General features: G+C 37.3%; 15 protein-coding genes. 4 read left to right on the forward strand and 11 right to left on the reverse strand.

The features are described 5' to 3' along the window. Positions 1-31: 31 nt before the first annotated feature. The 5 genes from D017_RS14380 to D017_RS14400 form a co-directional block, all read right to left on the reverse strand. On the reverse strand, positions 32-1,663 hold the full coding sequence (locus tag D017_RS14380) for an amidohydrolase (protein WP_035337521.1): 1,632 nt from the start codon (positions 1,661-1,663) through the stop codon (positions 32-34). Between the two features lie 51 nt (positions 1,664-1,714). Then, positions 1,715-2,269 (reverse strand): hypothetical protein, encoded by a 555-nt coding sequence (locus D017_RS14385; RefSeq protein ID WP_035337523.1) that lies wholly within the window; start codon positions 2,267-2,269, stop codon positions 1,715-1,717. Positions 2,270-2,319: 50 nt separating this feature from the next. Beyond that, entirely contained in the window at positions 2,320-2,787 is a 468-nt protein-coding gene (locus tag D017_RS14390) for a hypothetical protein (RefSeq protein WP_035337526.1), read from the reverse strand. A 48-nt stretch (positions 2,788-2,835) separates the two neighbouring features. Continuing rightward, positions 2,836-4,614: a TonB-dependent receptor gene (locus D017_RS14395; RefSeq protein ID WP_035337529.1), complete on the reverse strand. Its 1,779-nt coding sequence runs from the start codon at positions 4,612-4,614 to the stop codon at positions 2,836-2,838. 68 nt (positions 4,615-4,682) lie between these two features. Further along, on the reverse strand, positions 4,683-7,703 hold the full coding sequence (locus D017_RS14400) for a tetratricopeptide repeat protein (protein ID WP_035337530.1): 3,021 nt from the start codon (positions 7,701-7,703) through the stop codon (positions 4,683-4,685). A gap of 350 nt (positions 7,704-8,053) precedes the next feature. Between D017_RS14400 and D017_RS14405 the strand changes: the two genes are divergently transcribed. Beyond that, positions 8,054-9,067 carry a pirin family protein gene (locus tag D017_RS14405; RefSeq protein WP_035337532.1) on the forward strand — a complete coding sequence of 338 codons (1,014 nt, stop codon included), beginning with the start codon at positions 8,054-8,056 and terminating at the stop codon, positions 9,065-9,067. 99 nt (positions 9,068-9,166) lie between these two features. On the opposite strand, the gene D017_RS14410 is transcribed toward D017_RS14405, so the two are convergent. Beyond that, complete coding sequence (locus tag D017_RS14410) at positions 9,167-10,045, reverse strand: zinc-dependent metalloprotease (RefSeq protein ID WP_035337535.1); 879 nt, start codon at positions 10,043-10,045, stop codon at positions 9,167-9,169. 371 nt (positions 10,046-10,416) lie between these two features. Then, a complete protein-coding gene (locus D017_RS14415) occupies positions 10,417-11,064 on the reverse strand; it encodes an LON peptidase substrate-binding domain-containing protein (RefSeq protein ID WP_035337537.1) in 648 nt (215 codons plus the stop codon). Between the two features lie 144 nt (positions 11,065-11,208). On the opposite strand from D017_RS14415, the gene lysA reads away from it, so the two are divergent. The 3 genes from lysA to D017_RS14430 all read left to right on the forward strand — a co-directional run bounded on the left by lysA (position 11,209) and on the right by D017_RS14430 (position 14,266). Then, the gene (gene lysA / locus D017_RS14420) at positions 11,209-12,414 is read left to right on the forward strand and encodes a diaminopimelate decarboxylase (protein WP_035337539.1); all 1,206 of its coding nucleotides are present in this window, start codon (positions 11,209-11,211) and stop codon (positions 12,412-12,414) included. A gap of 71 nt (positions 12,415-12,485) precedes the next feature. Beyond that, on the forward strand, positions 12,486-13,601 hold the full coding sequence (locus D017_RS14425) for a serine hydrolase (protein WP_035338327.1): 1,116 nt from the start codon (positions 12,486-12,488) through the stop codon (positions 13,599-13,601). A gap of 101 nt (positions 13,602-13,702) precedes the next feature. Beyond that, positions 13,703-14,266, forward strand: coding sequence for an alkylphosphonate utilization protein (locus D017_RS14430; RefSeq protein ID WP_035338328.1), 564 nt, complete (start codon positions 13,703-13,705; stop codon positions 14,264-14,266). Between the two features lie 78 nt (positions 14,267-14,344). Here D017_RS14430 and D017_RS14435 read toward each other — a convergent pair whose 3' ends face one another. The 4 genes from D017_RS14435 to D017_RS14450 form a co-directional block, all read right to left on the reverse strand. Then, positions 14,345-15,292: a nitronate monooxygenase gene (locus tag D017_RS14435; RefSeq protein ID WP_035337542.1), complete on the reverse strand. Its 948-nt coding sequence runs from the start codon at positions 15,290-15,292 to the stop codon at positions 14,345-14,347. Next, complete coding sequence (locus D017_RS14440; protein WP_035337544.1) at positions 15,292-16,908, reverse strand: S8 family serine peptidase; 1,617 nt, start codon at positions 16,906-16,908, stop codon at positions 15,292-15,294. The genes D017_RS14435 and D017_RS14440 overlap by 1 nt, the downstream gene beginning before the upstream one ends. Positions 16,909-16,950: 42 nt before the next feature. Further along, positions 16,951-18,144 carry a tRNA 2-thiouridine(34) synthase MnmA gene (gene mnmA, locus D017_RS14445; protein WP_035337546.1) on the reverse strand — a complete coding sequence of 398 codons (1,194 nt, stop codon included), beginning with the start codon at positions 18,142-18,144 and terminating at the stop codon, positions 16,951-16,953. Positions 18,145-18,305: 161 nt separating this feature from the next. Next, positions 18,306-18,998 (reverse strand): toxin-antitoxin system YwqK family antitoxin, encoded by a 693-nt coding sequence (locus D017_RS14450; RefSeq protein ID WP_035337548.1) that lies wholly within the window; start codon positions 18,996-18,998, stop codon positions 18,306-18,308. Positions 18,999-19,030: the final 32 nt, after the last annotated feature.

Genomic DNA, 19,030 nt, shown 5'->3' on the forward strand with positions numbered 1-19,030 from the left:
TAGCCTCACCTGGATTGCAAAGCAGTATCGCCTACTGCTGATACACTTTTACACCATCCACATACGTAGCAGCTACTTTTAAGTTAGGGATTTTATCCTCTTCTACCGTCATAATATCTTCATCCATGATAATAAAATCTGCAAACTTTCCAGTTTCAATACTTCCTTTCTCGTCTTCTTCAAAATTTGAATAGGCAGCCCAGATTGTCATTCCTTTTAACGTTTCTTCTCTAGTAAGTGCATTCTCCATCTGGTACCCACCTTCTGGATATTGTTTTAAATCTTTACGAGCAACAGAGGCATAGAATGTATAAAACGGACTTACCTGCTCTACAGGAAAATCTGTTCCTAGGATTACAATACCTGACTGATTTAATAAGTCTTTGTATGCATACGCTCCTTTGATACGCTCTGCTCCTACTCTATCTTCTGCCCAATACATATCGCTAGTAGCGTGTGTAGGCTGTACTGAAGGTAAAATCTTCTCGCTAAAAACATCAAAATCTTCTCTTGATACTATTTGTGCATGTTCTACTTTCCATCTTGGATCTGTTTTAGAAGCTAGTACTTTTTCATAAGCTCTCAGCACAACTACATTTGCACTATCACCTATGGCATGTGTATTCATTTGAAAATCTGCTGCGGCAATACGTTTTGCAAGATCATTCATCTCTTCAGATGGAGTGATCATCGCTCCAAAATGTCCATCCTTATCGCTATAAGCCTCACGCATTGTCGCTCCACGAGAACCTAAGGCTCCATCACCATACACCTTTATAGAACGTACATTAAGACGATCTGTTTTTACTTTTCCTGTAGTTAGGTAGTGATCTAGATTTTCTTCATTATTAGATAACATTGCATATACCCTCATTTGCAAACTTCCAGTTTGCTGAAGACTATCTATAAGTTCTACAATGTTTTTATTAAGACCTGCATCATTTACTGTAGTAAGACCGTAAGAAAAACAAAGCTCCTGTGCTTCTAGTAACACTTGAGCACTTTCGGCAGTGCTAGGTTGTGGTAATACTGCGTCAACTAATGTTTGCGGTGTGTCAATAAGAACACCCGTTACTTTGCCGTCTACAAGTACGACTTCTCCTCCACTTACCTTTGTAGAAGCATCTATACTAGCAAGATCTAATGCTTTTTGATTTACTAAATATGCGTGACCGTCCACACGCTCTAAAACAACAGGAACATCTGGAAATAAAGCGTCAAGCTTATCTTTTGTAGGAAACTCTTTTACAGCCCAATCGTTCTGATCCCATCCTCTTCCTCTCAACACAGTTGCATCAGGATTTGCCTTTGCAAAGGCAGACACTTTTGCCATTACCTCATCATAACTTTCAGTACCAACGAGATCTGCTATTTGGAGGTTTTGACCAAGTCCATAAAAGTGACAGTGACCATCTATAAGCCCTGGCAACACAGTTTTGCCCGTAGCATCTATTGTTTCAGCAGCTTCATACTTTTCGGTAATGTCGTTAGATGTGCCTACTGCTATAAATTTTCCATCTTTGATTGCAAAAGATTCCGCTTTCGCGAAAGCGTTATCTACCGTATACACATTTGCATTTGTAACAATAAGATCTACAGATTGCTTGGTGTCACAAGAAAATAATAAAGGAAGGATTGCTAAAGAATAAAGAATTTTACGCATCGTTGGTTTTTTGTTTAAAAATACAAAAGACTCCTAGTACGTTGATAGTTTTTATCTAGGTTTATGAACCTCAAGATTAACTTTTGCATCTTGAGGCGACCTATAATTGGGGTGAAGATCAATCTCTAAATCATAAGTGATATTATACAGCTCCAGAACTGCGTCTACCCTATCTTTTTTGAGTTTTGCCTCTCGAGTTTTCAAAATGTACATATTGTACATGCCAATAGCTTGTGATAAAACTTTTAAGGCAACACCAAAAATTATAAACGGAATGAGATACAACTTGAGGGCATGTGCATTTGATGGAGCTAGTGAAGAATGCATTTCTGAAACATAACTTAGAGAATATACAGACAACCCCAAAAGGCCTACTCCCAACAACCCAAATAGTATTGTATAGCTATAATTCCACCATTTATCTTGAATAGTATGCTGGTAAACAACGTTAACCTCTCTTAGCCTGTTTTTGAATTTTGTAGAAAATAGCTTTTTTGAGCACGTACGATTAAAGTCTGGTTTGCGTTTTGTGAGATTACAAATAGAACCCTCACGTAAGTTTTTACGCTGGTGATTACAAAGTTCGCAGTGCCAATTATTGTTCAATAGTCTTTAATATCTTACAGTAACTGCTACTATCTTAATAACAGACTGGCTTAAAGATATACATTATAGAAAAAACCACCCTGACTCTGCACTACATTTTCAACATTTAAAAACTGTACATCTGAGTAGTTATTTATATTACAACATTCTCCCTCTTGAAACTCCACGTCAAAAGACAAATCTGTTTCAAAACCATTAGGAACGGTTATACGCAACACTACATTTGAGCGACTTTCTGCAAAAGCATTAAGTGCTACTTGAGCCATTTGTGACTCATCAGATATACCCGTAAAAAAAGGGAAGTCTGTATTATTTGACACATCTGTAACTACTAGCTCATCAAAAGAATATGTGTTGTTAAAAAACACATCTTCTCCAGTTTCGGCGTCTACGAATTGTATAACAATATTACCAGACGCACAAGATACTGCACTGCAATCTGCTAGAGCGCTGTCTAAATCAGTACTACAAGAACTCAGCATAATAATGAATGCTAGCGCACCTATTAATCTCTTCATAACCTTAGGGTTTTCATAGAAGATGCACTCTTTGTGGAAAGGTTGCTTTTAAAAGTCAAATTTATAGGTAGCTCCCACCATTCCTTGAAGACCCTGCACTTCATAGTTGAGCCATTTCTCGTAATTACTGTCTAGAATATTGTTTACACGAGCAAATGCAGACAAGCGATTATTAAAGCGATACCCCACATGAGCATTTGCATCAAAATAGCTATCTAGAGTTTGTATTGTGTTTGTAACTAAAAGATCTGCAGGGTCGTTACTAGATACTAAATCACTGCGCTCTCCCACAAAAAATAAATTAACCCCAGCAAACCATTTTTCTGTAATCTGATAATCTGCAAAAACAGATGCTTGTAAGTCTGGAAGGTTCCAAGCTTCTTGCTGGCTATCTGTGTCATACGTATTGTATTGACCGTTTACTTTCATTTTAAGATTTGCATTTACATCAAAATTAAACTCTGCAAATACTCCTACCGTATTGATATCATCATAAGCGATTGAGAAAGAGTTTCCGTTTGCATATCCATTTGCACCAAAGCCATTACCGCTTTGCGAGTATGGATTGTGAATGAATAAAGCCTTATCACTCTCTGCCGTATAACTTGCACGTAGGTTATAACTCAAAGCTTCAGATAATTTACCCTTCATTCCTAAATAACCGTCGTACTGTTTATCTGTTGGCTTGATAGTAAGTGTAGGTGATATAAAAGGATTTTCTTGTGCAAAATCATGGTAGTTATTTTGTTGTAATCCGCCTTCAAGTCCTGCATACGCTATAAAATAATCTCCAGCAACTCGATAAGATGCTGTAATTTTTGGATACACAAAGAAGTCTGTTTCACTTGCCTCGGTATCTAGTGACACCATTGCCTCTACTCCTAAAGTCACCTCAAGATCATCTCTTAAAATCACAAGACTTGGATTTATCCCCGCATTAAGAAAGCTATAATTGATTTCTGTATCTACGGTATCAAATGCGTTGTCAAAAGAACCGCTTACATAATCTGCTGTTACTTTTGTTGTAATAAGCTCTCCCGCAATAGGAAACTCAAATGTAGGCGCAACTACTGCTCTAAGTTCGCCGCTGTCTTGATCATCACCAAAGTACCTCAACGTAGCATTTGCCTTCTTAAAGAAAGAATCTTGCAAACTTACACTACCATTTAATCCTGCTGTGAGAAAAGAATGAGACACATCAAAATCTTCATTAAATAAAGGCGTGTTACCAGTTCCGTTTATTGTCTTAAGCTCCTCAGGAATTCCATACCAATTATATACTTGATGCTTTGCATCAAGATCTGCTCTCCATGTCATATCACGCTCGCGCGCACCGTAACTTAAATTAAGCCTGCTATCATAAAAATAATCGTCTACTACAGTGCCGTCTATTCCGCCCTGAGAAGAATTATGGTTTAAAAAGATACCAAAATCCTCTGTACGGCTTATTTGAAAATTACTATAAAGCTCTGCTAGTACCGATGTGTAGCTACCAAAACCAACAGTTGCATAGTTATCGTACAACTTCTCCTTTTTTGTTTTCTTTACTACTGCCGCTTTACCTTTGGCTGGAGTAAACGTACTTGCTACAGGCACAGAAAAAATACTATAGGTCACCTTTTTTTTTGCCGTAGTGATAGAGTCATTAAGCGCAGGAGTTGCTTTTACTTTAAAAGCATCACTTATAGTAGGAGTATACGCCTTTACAACGTTTACCACCTCTGTTCCTATGGTAGACTCCTCTTCTTGTGCAGTAACCACTTGAACAAAAAGCATTGCAAATGCAACAAGTCCTATGTTATATAATGTATTGAATGAACGATTCATATAATGTATTGTCTTAATTCGTTAGACGTTTGTCTTATTTATAAAGCAAGTGATTTATTAATCAGCAATTACCCTTTTTCTACAGAGGCATTTGTTTTTCCTTCTGCTTGTTTAATAATTGCTAGTTCGCCACGAGCTTTTTCTACAGTTTCTGGATAATCTGCAAAGTTTGTAATCACACTTTCTAAAATGTAGGTAGCTTGATAAGCATCTCCTAGTGCATAAAAGTTTTTTGCCATGAGCACAAGCCCTTTTGCTCCATACTCTTTAAAACCGCTATAATCTTTTGCTAGTTTTTGCACTGCAACATTAGATGCTTCAAAGTTTTGAGCTTCATTTTTAAAGTAGGCATCATAATATAAAGCCTCTGCTGCAAGTGCTCCTGTAGCAATTTTTTGTACTTCTGCATAAGCTGTTTTAGCTCTAGCGTTATCACCCGTCTTTATAGAAGAGCGAGCAATTATTATTTGTGCGTCACTTTTTACTGCATTATCAATTTTTGCATTTCCAAGCACTTTTTCGGCATAGCTTACTGCCTTTATCAAGTCCTCACTTTCATAAAAAGATTTCATGAGGTTAGACTGAGCAAAAACGATATTCTGTGGGAAGTCTGCTTCTGTTTCTAATCGCTTTAACACTGGAATTGCAGCTGTGTAATTTTTATCAGTAAGATATACTTGCCCTAAACGTGCAAGTGCTTGCTCCGTAAATTCACTACGCTCCTTTGCAATAACATATTGATAATGCGGAATTGTCTTATTGTATTCCGCTTTCGCGAAAGCGAGCTGCCCCAAGTAAAAATGAGCTTGTAATGCATGCTGACCTTTAGGATAGTTACTCAAGTAAGATTCAAAAAGTCGTTCTGCTTGACCTATATTATTCTCCACGTACTGCTTCTCTGCCGAAGCGTATGCAGCATCATCAAGCTCTGCATCCTCCACATCAATAAATTCTAGCGTACTCACCCATTCACCATACTCATCAACACGGCCGAGATCTATATAGATAAGCTTTGCCGTAGTTACTGCTTGTAACGCCTCCGGAGTTCCTGGATAATCGCCAGCCACCTTACGTAATAGCGCCAGTGCTTCATCAGATTTGTTTTTATTATCTAGTATCAATGCTTTCTTAAGCATCGCTTTAGACACGTAAGAGCTACCTGGTAAATCTCTTACGAGTTTATCATAAGCTGTAATTGCTTGATCATTTTTGTTTTGAGAAACATAAATGTTCCCTAATTCATAAAGCGCATCATCACGATAAGTAGAATTTGGAAATTTGGTAGAGAAAGTTTGAAGTCCGTTTATTTTGTCCTCGTCCTTTTTTATAAAACCATAACTCATCGATTTTTGAAAAGTTGCATAATCTTGATCTGTCTTATTAAGCGCTATAGACTTATTATAAGCCTCAAGTGCAGGCCAGTATTTACTACTTATAAAACGGCTATCACCTAGACGTAAGTAGGCATCATTGAGCTTAGTCTCATCCTGTACGTTACTAGCTATATACAACTCAAAGAAGCTTGCTGCCTGTTCATATTGCTTATCAGAAAAATATGCGTAGGCTAGGTTATAATTAATGTCTTTATACTCTGGTGTACTTGCAGCATTACTGTTATTTAAAAACTGTTTGTATCCTATAATTGCTTCCTTAAAATCATTTGCAACATAGTCACTCTCTGCTTTCCAATAAGTAGCACGTGTCACATATAAGGGGTCACGTGGTTCTTTAAGAGATTTTTTAAATGCTGCTGCAGCTTCTGGATAATTACCTTCATTATAAAGATCAAGACCATAAAGGAACGCTACTTTTTGATAAGCTACCTTATTATCAAAATTGCTGTTGCTTTCTAGCAAGCGCATTGCTTCTTTGTAATTTTTTGAAGTGATATAGGAATCAATAAGTAACGCTTCTAGCTCTGCCTTAGCTGGAGATTTTGGATACGCATCTATATAATCTGTAATAACAGCAGGTGTAGACTTGTATGCATTACCTATTTCATAACTCAGCTTTGCATAATTAAGACCACTATCTTCCTTAATTTGCGCATTAAAATCCATTTCACTTGCATTTTTAAATGCATTAAGTGCCTCCTGCTTTTTATCTAACTTAAGATAAGATTCTGCAAGATGATAATAACCATTTTGTGCTACACCGTTATTCCCGTCAATAATTTTATTAAATTCATTAATAGCATTTGTGTAGTCTCCTTGCTTATAATAAGTATATCCTAGCTGGTAGTAATCTGTATTATTCCACTTTCCACGCTTACCTTTATATTCTTTTAAATAAGGTAATGCCTCTGCATACCTCTTTTGATTGAAATAGCTTTCTCCTATAATTTTATTAAGCTCAGATTTTTCTTTAGGATTTGCACTGGCTAGTTGAGATTTTCCTTCTGATATTGCTTCGTCAAATTTTCCTAACTTAAAATTAAGATCTGCCTTAAAGTATGCAAGATCCTCATTATATTCTCCCCCAGTCTCTGCTTCTACCTCCTCAAAAAGCTCATTTGCTTCTTCATAATCATCACCTTCATAAGCCATGAAGCCTATGTAATACTTAGCTTGCGCTCCATATTTTTTTGAATCACGTACACGGTTTAAGTACTTCTTTGCTTCATCAAAACGATTGCTTTTAAAATAAGCATAACCATTATTAAAGTAAAAAGTCTCCTTCTCTCCTGCTGCAAGTGTGCTTTCATCAACGCGATCATACCATTTACGAGCATAAGCAAATTTGCCATTATCAAAGTAATACTGAGCTACATCTAGAAATGCACTGTTGCGTTTTGTACTCGTAGGATACTCTGTCACAAAAGTGGTCATAAGATCATCTGCCCCTTGCTGGTTAAGACGTACTGCTGCATTTGCAATGTAATAAGCACAATCACCTTTTACGGTGGTATCATCTGTATCGCCTTTTACTTCTTCAAAAAGAGTTTGAGCTGCTAGATATTGCTTGCTGTTATATAAGGAGAGCGCCTTATTAAATTGTACAAGATCATTCGTATATATAGCCGATTGTTGCCCTACAGCAATAGTAGAATATAAAAATAATGCAACAAGTACATACTTGATTTTATGCATAGTTAAGAGTTGTTTTATGTGTTCTGATCATTATCAGGAATAGACTAAAAAACTGTAATATGTGTACGCTTTCGCGAAAGCAAAACGTAACATTTACACCTCCCCAAAGTTAAGTTTCTTCCCTAAAGATAACGTCAGAAATCTTTGTTAATTATATCAAGTTGTGAAAAGGATTTTAACATATCAAAAGATTAATTCAAAAAGCAAAACAATTAAAATAGAACCACCTGCCTGTAAGCAGATTAAAAGTTCATGTATGCTTTTTTGATTTTGACATCATACAACAGCCATCAACACATAATATTCCTGCATATCTTTGTAATGTTCAGGACAAAAAAAAGGAAACATCTATGACAGCAATTATAAAAATCAAACAACTGGGTTTTCAGTGGGAAACCCAAGATCCATTTCTTTTTTGTGCATATCATTTAGATAACTACCCAAAAGGCAATGAGCAGCTAGGTCCAGCCGCTTCACTACAAGGACGCAACCTAGGAATGGATTTTGAACCTCATCCAGAAGGATGGAATATGTATCATGGCACTACAGTACCGGGATTTCCTGCGCATCCTCATCGCGGTTTTGAGACTGTAACAATTGTAGAGCAAGGTCTCGCAGACCATAGTGACTCTCTAGGTGCTGCTGGACGTTTTGGAAACGGAGATGTACAGTGGATGACCGCTGGCAAAGGCGTACAACACAGCGAGATGTTTCCATTACTGAATGATGATAAAGAGAATCCGCTGTTATTATTTCAACTTTGGCTCAACCTACCTAAAAAGAATAAGCTGGTTGACCCACATTTTAAAATGCTGTGGAATGAAGACATCCCAATTCATAACTCACAAGATGATTATGGAAAAAGTACAAGCATAAAACTCATATCTGGAGATTACAATGATCTAAAAGCTCCCGATGCTGCTCCAGATTCTTGGGCAATGGATCCTAGTAATCACGTGGCCATCTGGCTTATTACTATGGAACCAAACGCTGTATGGAAATTACCCTCGGCAGCTGGTCAGCTAAATAGATCTCTATATTTTTATAGCGGAGAAAAAGTAACCATAGAAGGTAATCAGATACCGGTAAATCATAGTATTGATCTTTTAAGTGATCAAGAGATTGAGATTAAAAACGGCAGTAGCACTGCAAGCTTCCTACTCTTACAAGGTAAACCTATAAATGAGCCAGTTGCTCAACAAGGACCTTTTGTAATGAATCACCCTCAAGAAATTCAAGAAGCCATTTCCGAATTTAGAAAAACGGCTTTTGGTGGCTGGCCCTGGAGTTCTTATGATCATACGCACCCTAAAGAGCGTGGCCGTTTTGCTCTACATGCAGATGGTCGGGAAGAAGTAAAATAATGCTGTCACATTTTCGCGAAAGCGTTACATAAAAAACACCTCGCCTTTTACAGACGAGGTGTTTACATATAAAACTATAGTGTGGGTAAACTATAGCTCTTAGTACATAGCTCTTAATGCAGTAACATCATTTGAGCTGAATTCTCCATCTTCACTGTTTGAGAAACAAGCCTGCATGATTGAGTCAAAATCTCTTGTTGGAGTTCCAGGTAATTGTATTGCTCCCGTAGATCCAGCAGACTCACCTCCACCGCTTCCACAGCTTGCGCGGTCATAGTAATCTGAGTGACGGAAACCTATAGAGTGACCAATCTCGTGTGTGATTACATGCTCATTTACGTTTGTAGATGATCCTTCAAGACCATAAATCTGTACAAACTTGTTAGGAAGTCCTTGTGCACTTGGAAAACCAGCTACACCTCCACTTTGACCAGGATTATTTGCAGTGTTATCATACACTACCATATCACTGTTATTGAAGTTAGTCCCAAAAGTAAGACGGAAACGCAATGCAGATCCAGAGATACGGTTGTAGTTATTTACAGCCCATTGTAATGCAGTACGCCCCTTTGATGAAAGTCCGAAGTTGTCATTACCAGTGTATCCTATAATATCTATCGTTCTGTTTGCTCCAGTCACAAGGTTATTTGTTCTAAACTGTCTTGTGTCTTGGTTTGCTGTCATTTCATCAAGCTCCTTTGCTGTCACAACAATATCTTCACCTATGTAAATGCGTTGCTGTACTGTACCATCAGGAAGATGAAAATCCCCTCTTGTTACTGCACCTGCATCAAGCTTAAGATCTTCTCTAATTTTGCCTAGAACACCTGCATCTGTTACAGCCTCTCTAGTTTCTGCGAGAAGTTCTTCGGTTACAAGATCATTCTCAATAGCTTCTTCGGTTTCCTTTTCACATGATGTGAACGTTATAGCCATCATAGCGATAGCCATTGCACTAAATTTGAATTGATTTTTCATTTGGATTAATTAATTAAGGGTTAACATTTCTCCAAATTTAACTTTTTTTAACAATTAAAATACATTAACCACACCACTACAACGTTTTCGTTAATATTTTTATTAAATAAACATTAAAAACATGTAAATATTCATAAAGCCATAAAGAGAATCCTTTTTTCAATTTTAAAGCCCTGAAAAGCAACATATTGAAATCCTATAGGAGTTGTATGATTAATCTACATTTTGTTAAATTTTGCGCAATAACATAGTAAAAAGCATAAATTTGATTATAAATTCACATACAAAATCCTCAATAGAACTATAACTATTGAGGATTTCGCAATTTAATCTATTAAATGATTGATTATGATAAACTACAGGTGTAGAGATCACATTTTATAATCCTCAAAGTCTAGAGGATCAAAGTTTTTAAAGTGCCCATTAAGAGCAATTAGTCTTTTAGTCCTATTTACAGATTTAAGCGTAGGTAGTGCTATCTCTAGATGTTCTATGAGATATTGCAATCGTCTATCTTCAGAAGGAATTTGTAGCAACTCATATTCTTGCTCCAAGGTCAATCCCATTTTATGAGCAAGTGTAAAACTTCGTATAGTATCTACATTGATTTCTGGAGTTTTCATATCAAGCTCATCGTAAAAGTCAGAAAGCAAATTGATGAGTCTTATTTTACGAGAAGATGACGGCTCTTGACGTTCCTCAATAAATGTTACCTCACCTCCAGCATATAATCGTTCTCCCAGCGTATTATAAAAGTTGATAAGCTTAAAAACCCTTAAACCCTTGCAAATAATATCTGCAGCTCCAGAAGGATATCGTTTTACTACATGTGTAATTTCCATTTCAGTACCATAGGCAAGACTATTATTTATATAAGTAGGAATTCCAAAGGTGATACCTCCAGATTCACAGTCTTGTAATAATTGTTGATACCTATCTTCAAACACATGTAAATTGAGCGGTTCACCTGGAAAGGCTACCATTTCTAGAGGAAACATAGGGAGTACTGCTGTTGTCATAACTTAAATTTATCTATGAAAAATACAAAAGCTTCTGCTCACTGTTATATAATGAACAATTTTTAACCTTATTGTTCAACATTTATTAACGTTGTACATTATCAATTTCTAAAACTCTCCTAATTTTGCTTTAAATACGTTATGATGAAAAACAGAGATCTTTTAAACGTAGTTAACACCTACGGAAGTCCAGTTTATGTATACGATGCAGAGACTATCACTACACAATACAATAGACTTACTAATGCATTTAAGCATGTAAAAAAGTTAAGACTTAACTATGCCGTAAAAGCTTTAAGCAACATTTCTATATTACAGCATTTAAAAGGCTTGGGTTCTGGACTAGACACTGTTTCTATTCAAGAGGTACAACTAGGACTTCTTGCTGGCTTTACTCCAGATCGTATCATCTTTACACCTAATGGCGTATCACTTGCAGAGATAGAGGAAGTAGCACAAATGGGTGTGCAAATTAATATAGATAACCTTTCTATACTAGAACAGTTTGGTACAAAGCATCCTCAAATACCTGTGTGTATCCGTGTGAATCCGCACGTGATGGCTGGTGGAAACACTAATATTTCTGTAGGGCACATCGATAGTAAGTTTGGGATAAGTATTCACCAGCTGCCGCATGTGTTACGTATTGTGGAAAATACAGGGATGAATATCAATGGAATACACATGCATACCGGAAGTGACATTCTCGATATTGATGTGTTTGTATATGCGACAGAAATATTATTTGATGCGGCACAAAAATTCAGCGACCTTACTTTTATTGACTTCGGTAGCGGTTTTAAAGTACCCTATAAAGAAGGAGACATTGAGACTAACATAGAGGAACTAGGAGAGAAATTAGGGAAACGTTTTAACGCTTTCGCGAAAGCGTACGGAAAACCACTCACTCTTACCTTTGAACCTGGTAAATTCCTTGTAAGCGAGGCTGGTAAATTTCTGGTACAAGTTAATGTGGTAAAACAAACCACCTCTACAGTATTTGCTCAAGTGGATAGCGGATTCAATCACTTAATAAGACCTATGCTCTACGGTAGCCAGCATGAGATTCACAATATAAGCAACCCAAAAGGAAGAGAACGTTTTTACAGTGTAGTAGGCTATATCTGTGAGACAGATACTTTTGCAAACAACCGTCGTATCTCAGAAATTTCTGAAGGTGACATTCTTGCCTTTGATAATGCAGGTGCGTATTGCTTTACGATGGCGAGTAATTATAACAGTCGCTACAGACCTGCCGAAGTATTAATAAAAAACGGCGAAGCGCATTTAATACGCAAGCGAGAGACCTTTGAAGATCTCATAAGTAACCAGGTAATTCTCAAAGAATAACTTCACATAAAACTATCACAAAGACCAGCAAACAGCTGGTCTTTTTTATGAATACTCAGTACATTTATACTATGAAATATTGGGTATTTATAATAGTAATATTTGCAAGTTGCAGCAATCCTATCGAGACAGCATTAAGCTCAGAAAATGAGCTTATAAAGACTGTTGTAAACAATATTGAAAAACATGAAGTACAAATACTGTTTACACAAATTGACACGTCTAATACTGGTGAGCTATTATTTACAGATTACGAGTATAATGTAAATAATAATCAATATTTCTACCCTGCCAGCACTGTAAAACTCCCAGTAGCGCTACTAGCCACTGAGTTTATGGATAGAAATGAACAACTTCATATTGACACTCCATATATTGAAAACAACAATGACAACCTGCACACAGTGTCTAACGATATTAGACAGATTTTTGCAGTAAGTGATAATGAATCTTATAACAGACTTTATGAGATTTTAGGTAGGGATTATATTAATAACCGCTTGCGCGAAAAAGGGCTTAACAAGACCCGCATAGCCCATAGACTATCTACACCAGATGCTGATAAAGCTAGAAGAAACGATATTCATTTTTTTCCAGGATATACAGAAGAGGTAATTGAATTAAAAAATCAAACAGATAGCGATATTACTCCAATTACCATTCAAGGAATTAACAAAGGTAAAGGCTATAAAAAACATGGAGTTTTAAAAGAATCTCCAATGGATTTTAGCAAGAAGAACTACTTCCCACTAGAAGAGCAACATCTATTAATGAAAAAGCTTATAGCTCCAGAGATATTTCCAGCATCTGAACAGTTTGACATTACTGATGAAAGTCGGGCTCGCTTTTTAAATGCCATGAAAGCACTACCTCATGAGGCAAAATACAATGCACCAGAGTATTATGACAGCTACGTGAAATTTTTCATGTATGGAGACTCAGAAGATAGTATACCTAGCAATATCAAAATTTACAATAAAGTGGGATCTGCATATGGAACGCTTACAGAGACTGCCTATATTGTTGACACAACAAACAACATACGCTTTATACTTTCCGCCACCATATTAGTAAACGAAAATGCAATTTTTAATGATGATACCTATGAGTATGAAAATATAGGTATCCCCTTTCTCGCGCAACTAGGTCGTGAGTTTTATAAACAAGAAAAAGAGCGTAGGGAATAAAGCACCTTAGATGGAAATTTTGTTACTTCGCAGCACTATCAAGGCAATGCCTTAAAACGACAGCAAATTAATTTGCTTTTACAACCTATAAATTGAGTACTGTGAGCTTAAGAGAACTTAACAAACGCACCATTATATGCGAACTATGTAGTAATGAATATGATCTTTCTCCCTTTATCGTCGAACCAAGGGAGGATGATATTCTTGCTTGTAAAACATGTATCAATCAGATCAATAATCCAGAGGAAGTAGATGTAAACCACTGGAGATGTCTTAATGACAGCATGTGGAGCACAGAACCTGCAGTACAGGTTCTAGCGTGGCGTATGCTTACAAGATTACGTAAAGAAGGCTGGCCACAAGATCTTCTTGATATGATGTACTTAGAAGAAGAAACACTTGAGTGGGCAAAAGCTACAGGAGAGCACATAGAGGAAGATGAAAATACTATCATACACAAAGACTCAAACGGTACGAGACTAGCTAATGGAGATAGTGTTGTATTAATTAAAGATCTAGATGTAAAAGGAGCCAACTTCACTGCAAAACGTGGAGAGTTTATGCGTAATATTAATCTGGTACACGATAATGCTGAGCACATAGAAGGGCGCATACAAGGACAACAAGTTGTGATTGTTACTCAATACGTTAAAAAGAGTAACTAGTCTCTCTTCAAACATCTTATAACTAAAAAAACGCTCTGGTAAACCAGAGCGTTTTTTTTTAGTTCGTTTTGTATAAAACTACCAGTTATCAAAATTAAGTAATGCGTTCTTTGCCTCCGTATATTCTGTTATCATGTCTGAGACTATTTGAGCAGCTGGCTTTATATCATGTATAAGTCCAGAAATCTGACCTATTTCTAGTTCGCCATCCTCGAGATCTCCTTCAAACATACCACGTTTTGCACGCGCACGCCCTAACAGTTGAGAGAGTTGCTCTTTTGAAGGTGCCGTAGTGTATAATTCTGCTACCTGCTCATAAAATTTATTTTTTATCAGTCTCACTGGCGCAAGTTCTTTAAGTGTTAGTACGGTATCTCCTTCTTGCGTATCGACTATCGCTTGTTTAAATAATTGATGCGCACTAGACTCTTCACTTGCGGCAAAACGACTTCCTACCTGCACACCGTCTGCACCTAAAGTCATTGCTGCAAGCATACCTCTACCTGTTGCGATACCACCAGCAGCGATAAGAGGTATATCTAGTTTTTCTTTAACCATAGGTATCAGTGTAAATGTTGTAGTCTCCTCTCTACCATTGTGACCTCCTGCTTCAAAACCTTCGGCTACTACTGCATCAACTCCTGCTTCTTGTGATTTTAAGGCAAACTTTACACTACTTACTACATGCACCACTTTTATTCCGTGCTTCTTTAATTCTTTAGTCCATAGTTTTGGATTACCAGCGCTCGTGAAGACAATAGGGACTTTGTAGTCTACTACCGTTTTCATGTGCTCTTCTATGTTAGGATACAACATAGGTATATTTACCCCAAATGGTTTATTAGTTGCTTTTTTACATTTCTCTACATGCTCCACTAGAACATCTGGATACATAGAAGCAGCTCCTATTAACCCGAGACCTCCAGCATTACTCACGGCACTTGCGAGACGCCAACCTGAGTTCCATATCATTCCACCTTGTATAAGCGGATACTTAACCTTAAATAGGGATGTAATTCTATTCATTATGCTTTTATAAATTTTTGAGTAACGATTGAGGCTCCATCGTTTATTTGGATGAGATACACCCCTTTTCTAAGTGTTGAGATAGGAAGTTCATTTACCTGTTGTGACATGCGTATGGTAGTAATCTTCTTCCCTAAAATATCAAAAATAGTTACTTCTACTTGTTCTACCTCCTTAGGCAAGACTAATACTGCCATCTCAGATGCAGGATTAGGTAAAATTTGATAATCATCATATTCTTGAGCTTCACTAGTTTCTGAGGTATTTGCAACCTCAGCTAATGCCTTTCCAAAATCTGGAATACCATACCCCAGCTGATCATTAGGATTGTCATATATACTAGCACTCTCCCGAACGAGCTGCATTACACGAGCATTTGTAAGCTCTGGATTTGCCTGCCAAAAGCTTGCGATTGCTCCGGCAATTATTGGCGAACTAAAGCTTGTTCCGTTATTTGTAGTTACATTATCATATTGATCTATAACGGCACTACCCTCACCCCTTGCCATTACATCTGGCTTAACCCTACCATCACTTGAAGGGCCTAAACTGCTAAAGCTTGCATAGTCACCTCTAGCGTCTACGGCCCCTACCGCAAATGAGCCAGCAGCATCTGCTGGTGCACTTATCCTTCCTGCTCCACTATTTCCTGCACTAGTTACCACGACCATACCTTTTTCAAAAGCAATTGTCGCTCCTCTTGAAATGAAGGTAGTCTCACCGTCCATGTCATCGTAACTGTAATCATAATTGGGATTGTCAAAAGTTCTATACCCCAGTGATGTGTTTATTACATCTACACCTAGACTATCTGCTCTTTCTGCAGCCTCTACCCAGTAAGATTCTTCTACCGGATTCTCACTTGCCACATCTTCTGTTCTAAAACAGTAAATTGCAGCATCTGGAGCCGTACCTACAAATTGATTTTCAATGAAGCCCACAATATCACTTGCTACTCTAGTACCATGACTATCATTTGAAAAATCAAATTCATTGTTATTTCTACCTACAAAATCATATCCATCTAATAAGTTCCCTGCATTTCTCAATCTTGAAAACCCTGCATTTGCATCAACCCCTGGAAAACCAGAATCCATAATGGCAATTACCATACCTAGCCCTGTAAAATCTTGCTCATGCAACTCTTCTACAGAGAGCATAGTCACTTGATTATTTGTAGACCCGTAATTAAATGTCACTCGTGAATCTTGTGGCAAAGGATCATCTTTTAAAAACTCAAACGGACTAGGTTGTCTATTTATGCTTCGATCTGCATACTCTATATAATCTACAATTTGCAATGCTTCTAATGCTGCAATCTCTGCTGCTGCACCTCTCACGTGAACGCAATTCATCCACTTAGATTTTGCTAGTACAGTTATGCCAGGTTGAGATCTAATCTGAGTGATATAACCCTCATTTACAGGCACATCTCGTTCATCTACAGCTATACCGTGAAGTTCTTTGCGGTCTAATGCTTCTTGAGAAAGAATTGAAATAGGGTTATCAAGACTTGTGGCAACGTTTTCTTTATCTACAAAAAACACCCAAGCATCCTGCTGGGCGTTTCCATAAGCCGTCATAAAAAGCAGTACAAAGAGTAATTTTAGATTCATAAGCGAGACGTTGAGCTAAGCTCTACGAGATGAGTACGTAAGTTACGAAATAACTCCAGAACCTAAGCACTCTTCTCCATGATGCCATGCCACAAACTGACCTTCGGCTATGGCGGTCTGAGGATTATCAAAAATCACATACATACCACCTTCTACTCTATAAAGTGTTGCTTTTTCTAGTGGCTGTCTATAGCGTATCCTTGCTTCTACTTCCATAGTTTCATCTATAGCAAGCGTGAGATCTTCTCGTATCCAGTGTATTTCTTCCTCTTTTACAAAGAGCCCTTTGCGGTATAATCCTCTGTGATTTTTCCCTTGACCTGTGTAAATTACATTTTCATTTACGTCTGTATCTATCACAAAAAGAGGCTCTACAGTGCCACCCACTGCAAGTCCCTTGCGCTGGCCTATTGTGAAGTAATGTGCTCCTTGGTGCTTACCTACTACTTTCCCTTCGGCTACGCTGTATGTTGGTTTTTTTACAAGGTTTTCTAAGTCCGCTTTCGCGAAAGCGTTACTAGCCTCCATACCACCTGCAACTTCTGGAATAGTATCTTCCATCACCTCAACAATAACACCTTCCTTAGGTTTCAACTGTTGTTGTAAAAAGTCTGGCAATCGTACTTTACCTATAAAACAAAGTCCTTGAGAATCCTTTTTTCCTGCAGTCACGAGGTCTTGTTCTAGAGCAATCTCGCGCACTTTAGGTTTTTGTAAATGACCTATTGGAAACAAGGTTTTTGCCAATTGCTCTTGCGATAACTGACATAAAAAATAGGATTGATCTTTATTATTATCTGCCCCAGCTTTAAGCTGATAGATAGTCTTACCGTCTACTTCTATCGATGTTTTTTGACAATAATGTCCAGTAGCTACAAAGTCTGCACCGAGTGAAAGTGCAATTTTCATAAACACATCAAACTTGATCTCCCGATTACAAAGAACATCTGGATTAGGAGTGCGTCCCATCTCATATTCTTTAAACATATAGTTTACGATACGCTCTCTGTATTGCTCGCTTAGGTCAACTGTTTGAAATGGAATTCCTAACTTTTCGGCCACGAGCATTGCGTCATTGCTATCATCTAGCCAAGGACACTCATCAGATATCGTTACAGAATCATCGTGCCAGTTCTTCATAAAAAGACCTATCACGTTGTATCCTTGCTCCTTTAATAAGTGAGCCGTAACACTACTATCTACTCCACCACTAAGACCTACTACTACCGTTTTCATTTTCTAATATATGTTTGCAAAACACTACTTATTATAGCTTTACTTTGCCATTATGTGAGCTGTTACTACTGCTCATAATTGAGGATGCAAATTTACACAATAAGAGTGCATTATTTTACACAAGAAGTAGTTGATATTTATACTCAAAACTTACACCTTGATTACTGTACTCCTATTTTATTACGAGGATATTTAATTTCTTTATCTACAGTTCCATTTTTATAATACTTCCAGAGACCATGCTTACGGTTATTCTTGTAAGCACCCTCTATCTCTAGTTGCCCAAAGCCATTATACAATCGCACGGGTCCTTCTAATTGATCATTCTTATATTGTAATTCTTTGAGTACTTTTTTTTCTTCTGAGTAATAAATGGTTTTGCCTTCTTTTAAACCACGTTTATAAAACTCTTGCTGGGCTAGTAAACCATTTATAAAATAAACCATGCGTTCTCCTTCTAATTTCCCATTAACATAACGCTCTTTTATCATAATTGACTTTCCATCTTGATGATATGACAGCCATTCCCCTAAGCGCTCTCGACCGTTCATCTTTCCTTTACTTACAATTTTTCCATCTGTTGTAAAAAAAGTTACATCTATATGAGGTGAATCTGGCGTATATATTTTTACCGCAGTAGGATGACCTCCCTTAATATCATAAAAATTAAAGGTGCCTTGCTCTTTGCCGTGGTCAAATGTTCCTGTGTATCGTAATTGCTTACTTCCATCAAAAAACTTTTGCCATTGCCCGTGACGCTTACCTTCATCATCATATTGATTATAGCTTTGTGCCATACTTAACTGCTGATATTGCGCTACTAGAATTACTAAAAGAATTGTTAATCTCGTCATTTTAACTGTTTATTGGGATTTTACTTTGTTTA

The sequence above is a fragment of the Dokdonia sp. PRO95 genome (genome assembly GCF_000355805.1).
Taxonomy (GTDB): Bacteria; Bacteroidota; Bacteroidia; order Flavobacteriales; family Flavobacteriaceae; genus Dokdonia.

Bases quoted from the DNA above. Each gene is read 5' to 3' on its own strand.
- D017_RS14380 (WP_035337521.1), bottom strand. From the start codon at position 1,663: ATGCGTAAAATTCTTTATTCTTTAGCAATCCTTCCTTTATTATTTTCT.
- D017_RS14390 (WP_035337526.1), bottom strand. From the start codon at position 2,787: ATGAAGAGATTAATAGGTGCGCTAGCATTCATTATTATGCTGAGTTCT.
- D017_RS14395 (WP_035337529.1), bottom strand. From the start codon at position 4,614: ATGAATCGTTCATTCAATACATTATATAACATAGGACTTGTTGCATTT.
- D017_RS14400 (WP_035337530.1), bottom strand. From the start codon at position 7,703: ATGCATAAAATCAAGTATGTACTTGTTGCATTATTTTTATATTCTACT.
- D017_RS14405 (WP_035337532.1), top strand. From the start codon at position 8,054: ATGACAGCAATTATAAAAATCAAACAACTGGGTTTTCAGTGGGAAACC.
- D017_RS14410 (WP_035337535.1), bottom strand. From the start codon at position 10,045: ATGAAAAATCAATTCAAATTTAGTGCAATGGCTATCGCTATGATGGCT.
- D017_RS14415 (WP_035337537.1), bottom strand. From the start codon at position 11,064: ATGACAACAGCAGTACTCCCTATGTTTCCTCTAGAAATGGTAGCCTTT.
- lysA (WP_035337539.1), top strand. From the start codon at position 11,209: ATGAAAAACAGAGATCTTTTAAACGTAGTTAACACCTACGGAAGTCCA.
- D017_RS14425 (WP_035338327.1), top strand. From the start codon at position 12,486: ATGAAATATTGGGTATTTATAATAGTAATATTTGCAAGTTGCAGCAAT.
- D017_RS14435 (WP_035337542.1), bottom strand. From the start codon at position 15,292: ATGAATAGAATTACATCCCTATTTAAGGTTAAGTATCCGCTTATACAA.
- D017_RS14440 (WP_035337544.1), bottom strand. From the start codon at position 16,908: ATGAATCTAAAATTACTCTTTGTACTGCTTTTTATGACGGCTTATGGA.
- mnmA (WP_035337546.1), bottom strand. From the start codon at position 18,144: ATGAAAACGGTAGTAGTAGGTCTTAGTGGTGGAGTAGATAGTAGTGTT.
- D017_RS14450 (WP_035337548.1), bottom strand. From the start codon at position 18,998: ATGACGAGATTAACAATTCTTTTAGTAATTCTAGTAGCGCAATATCAG.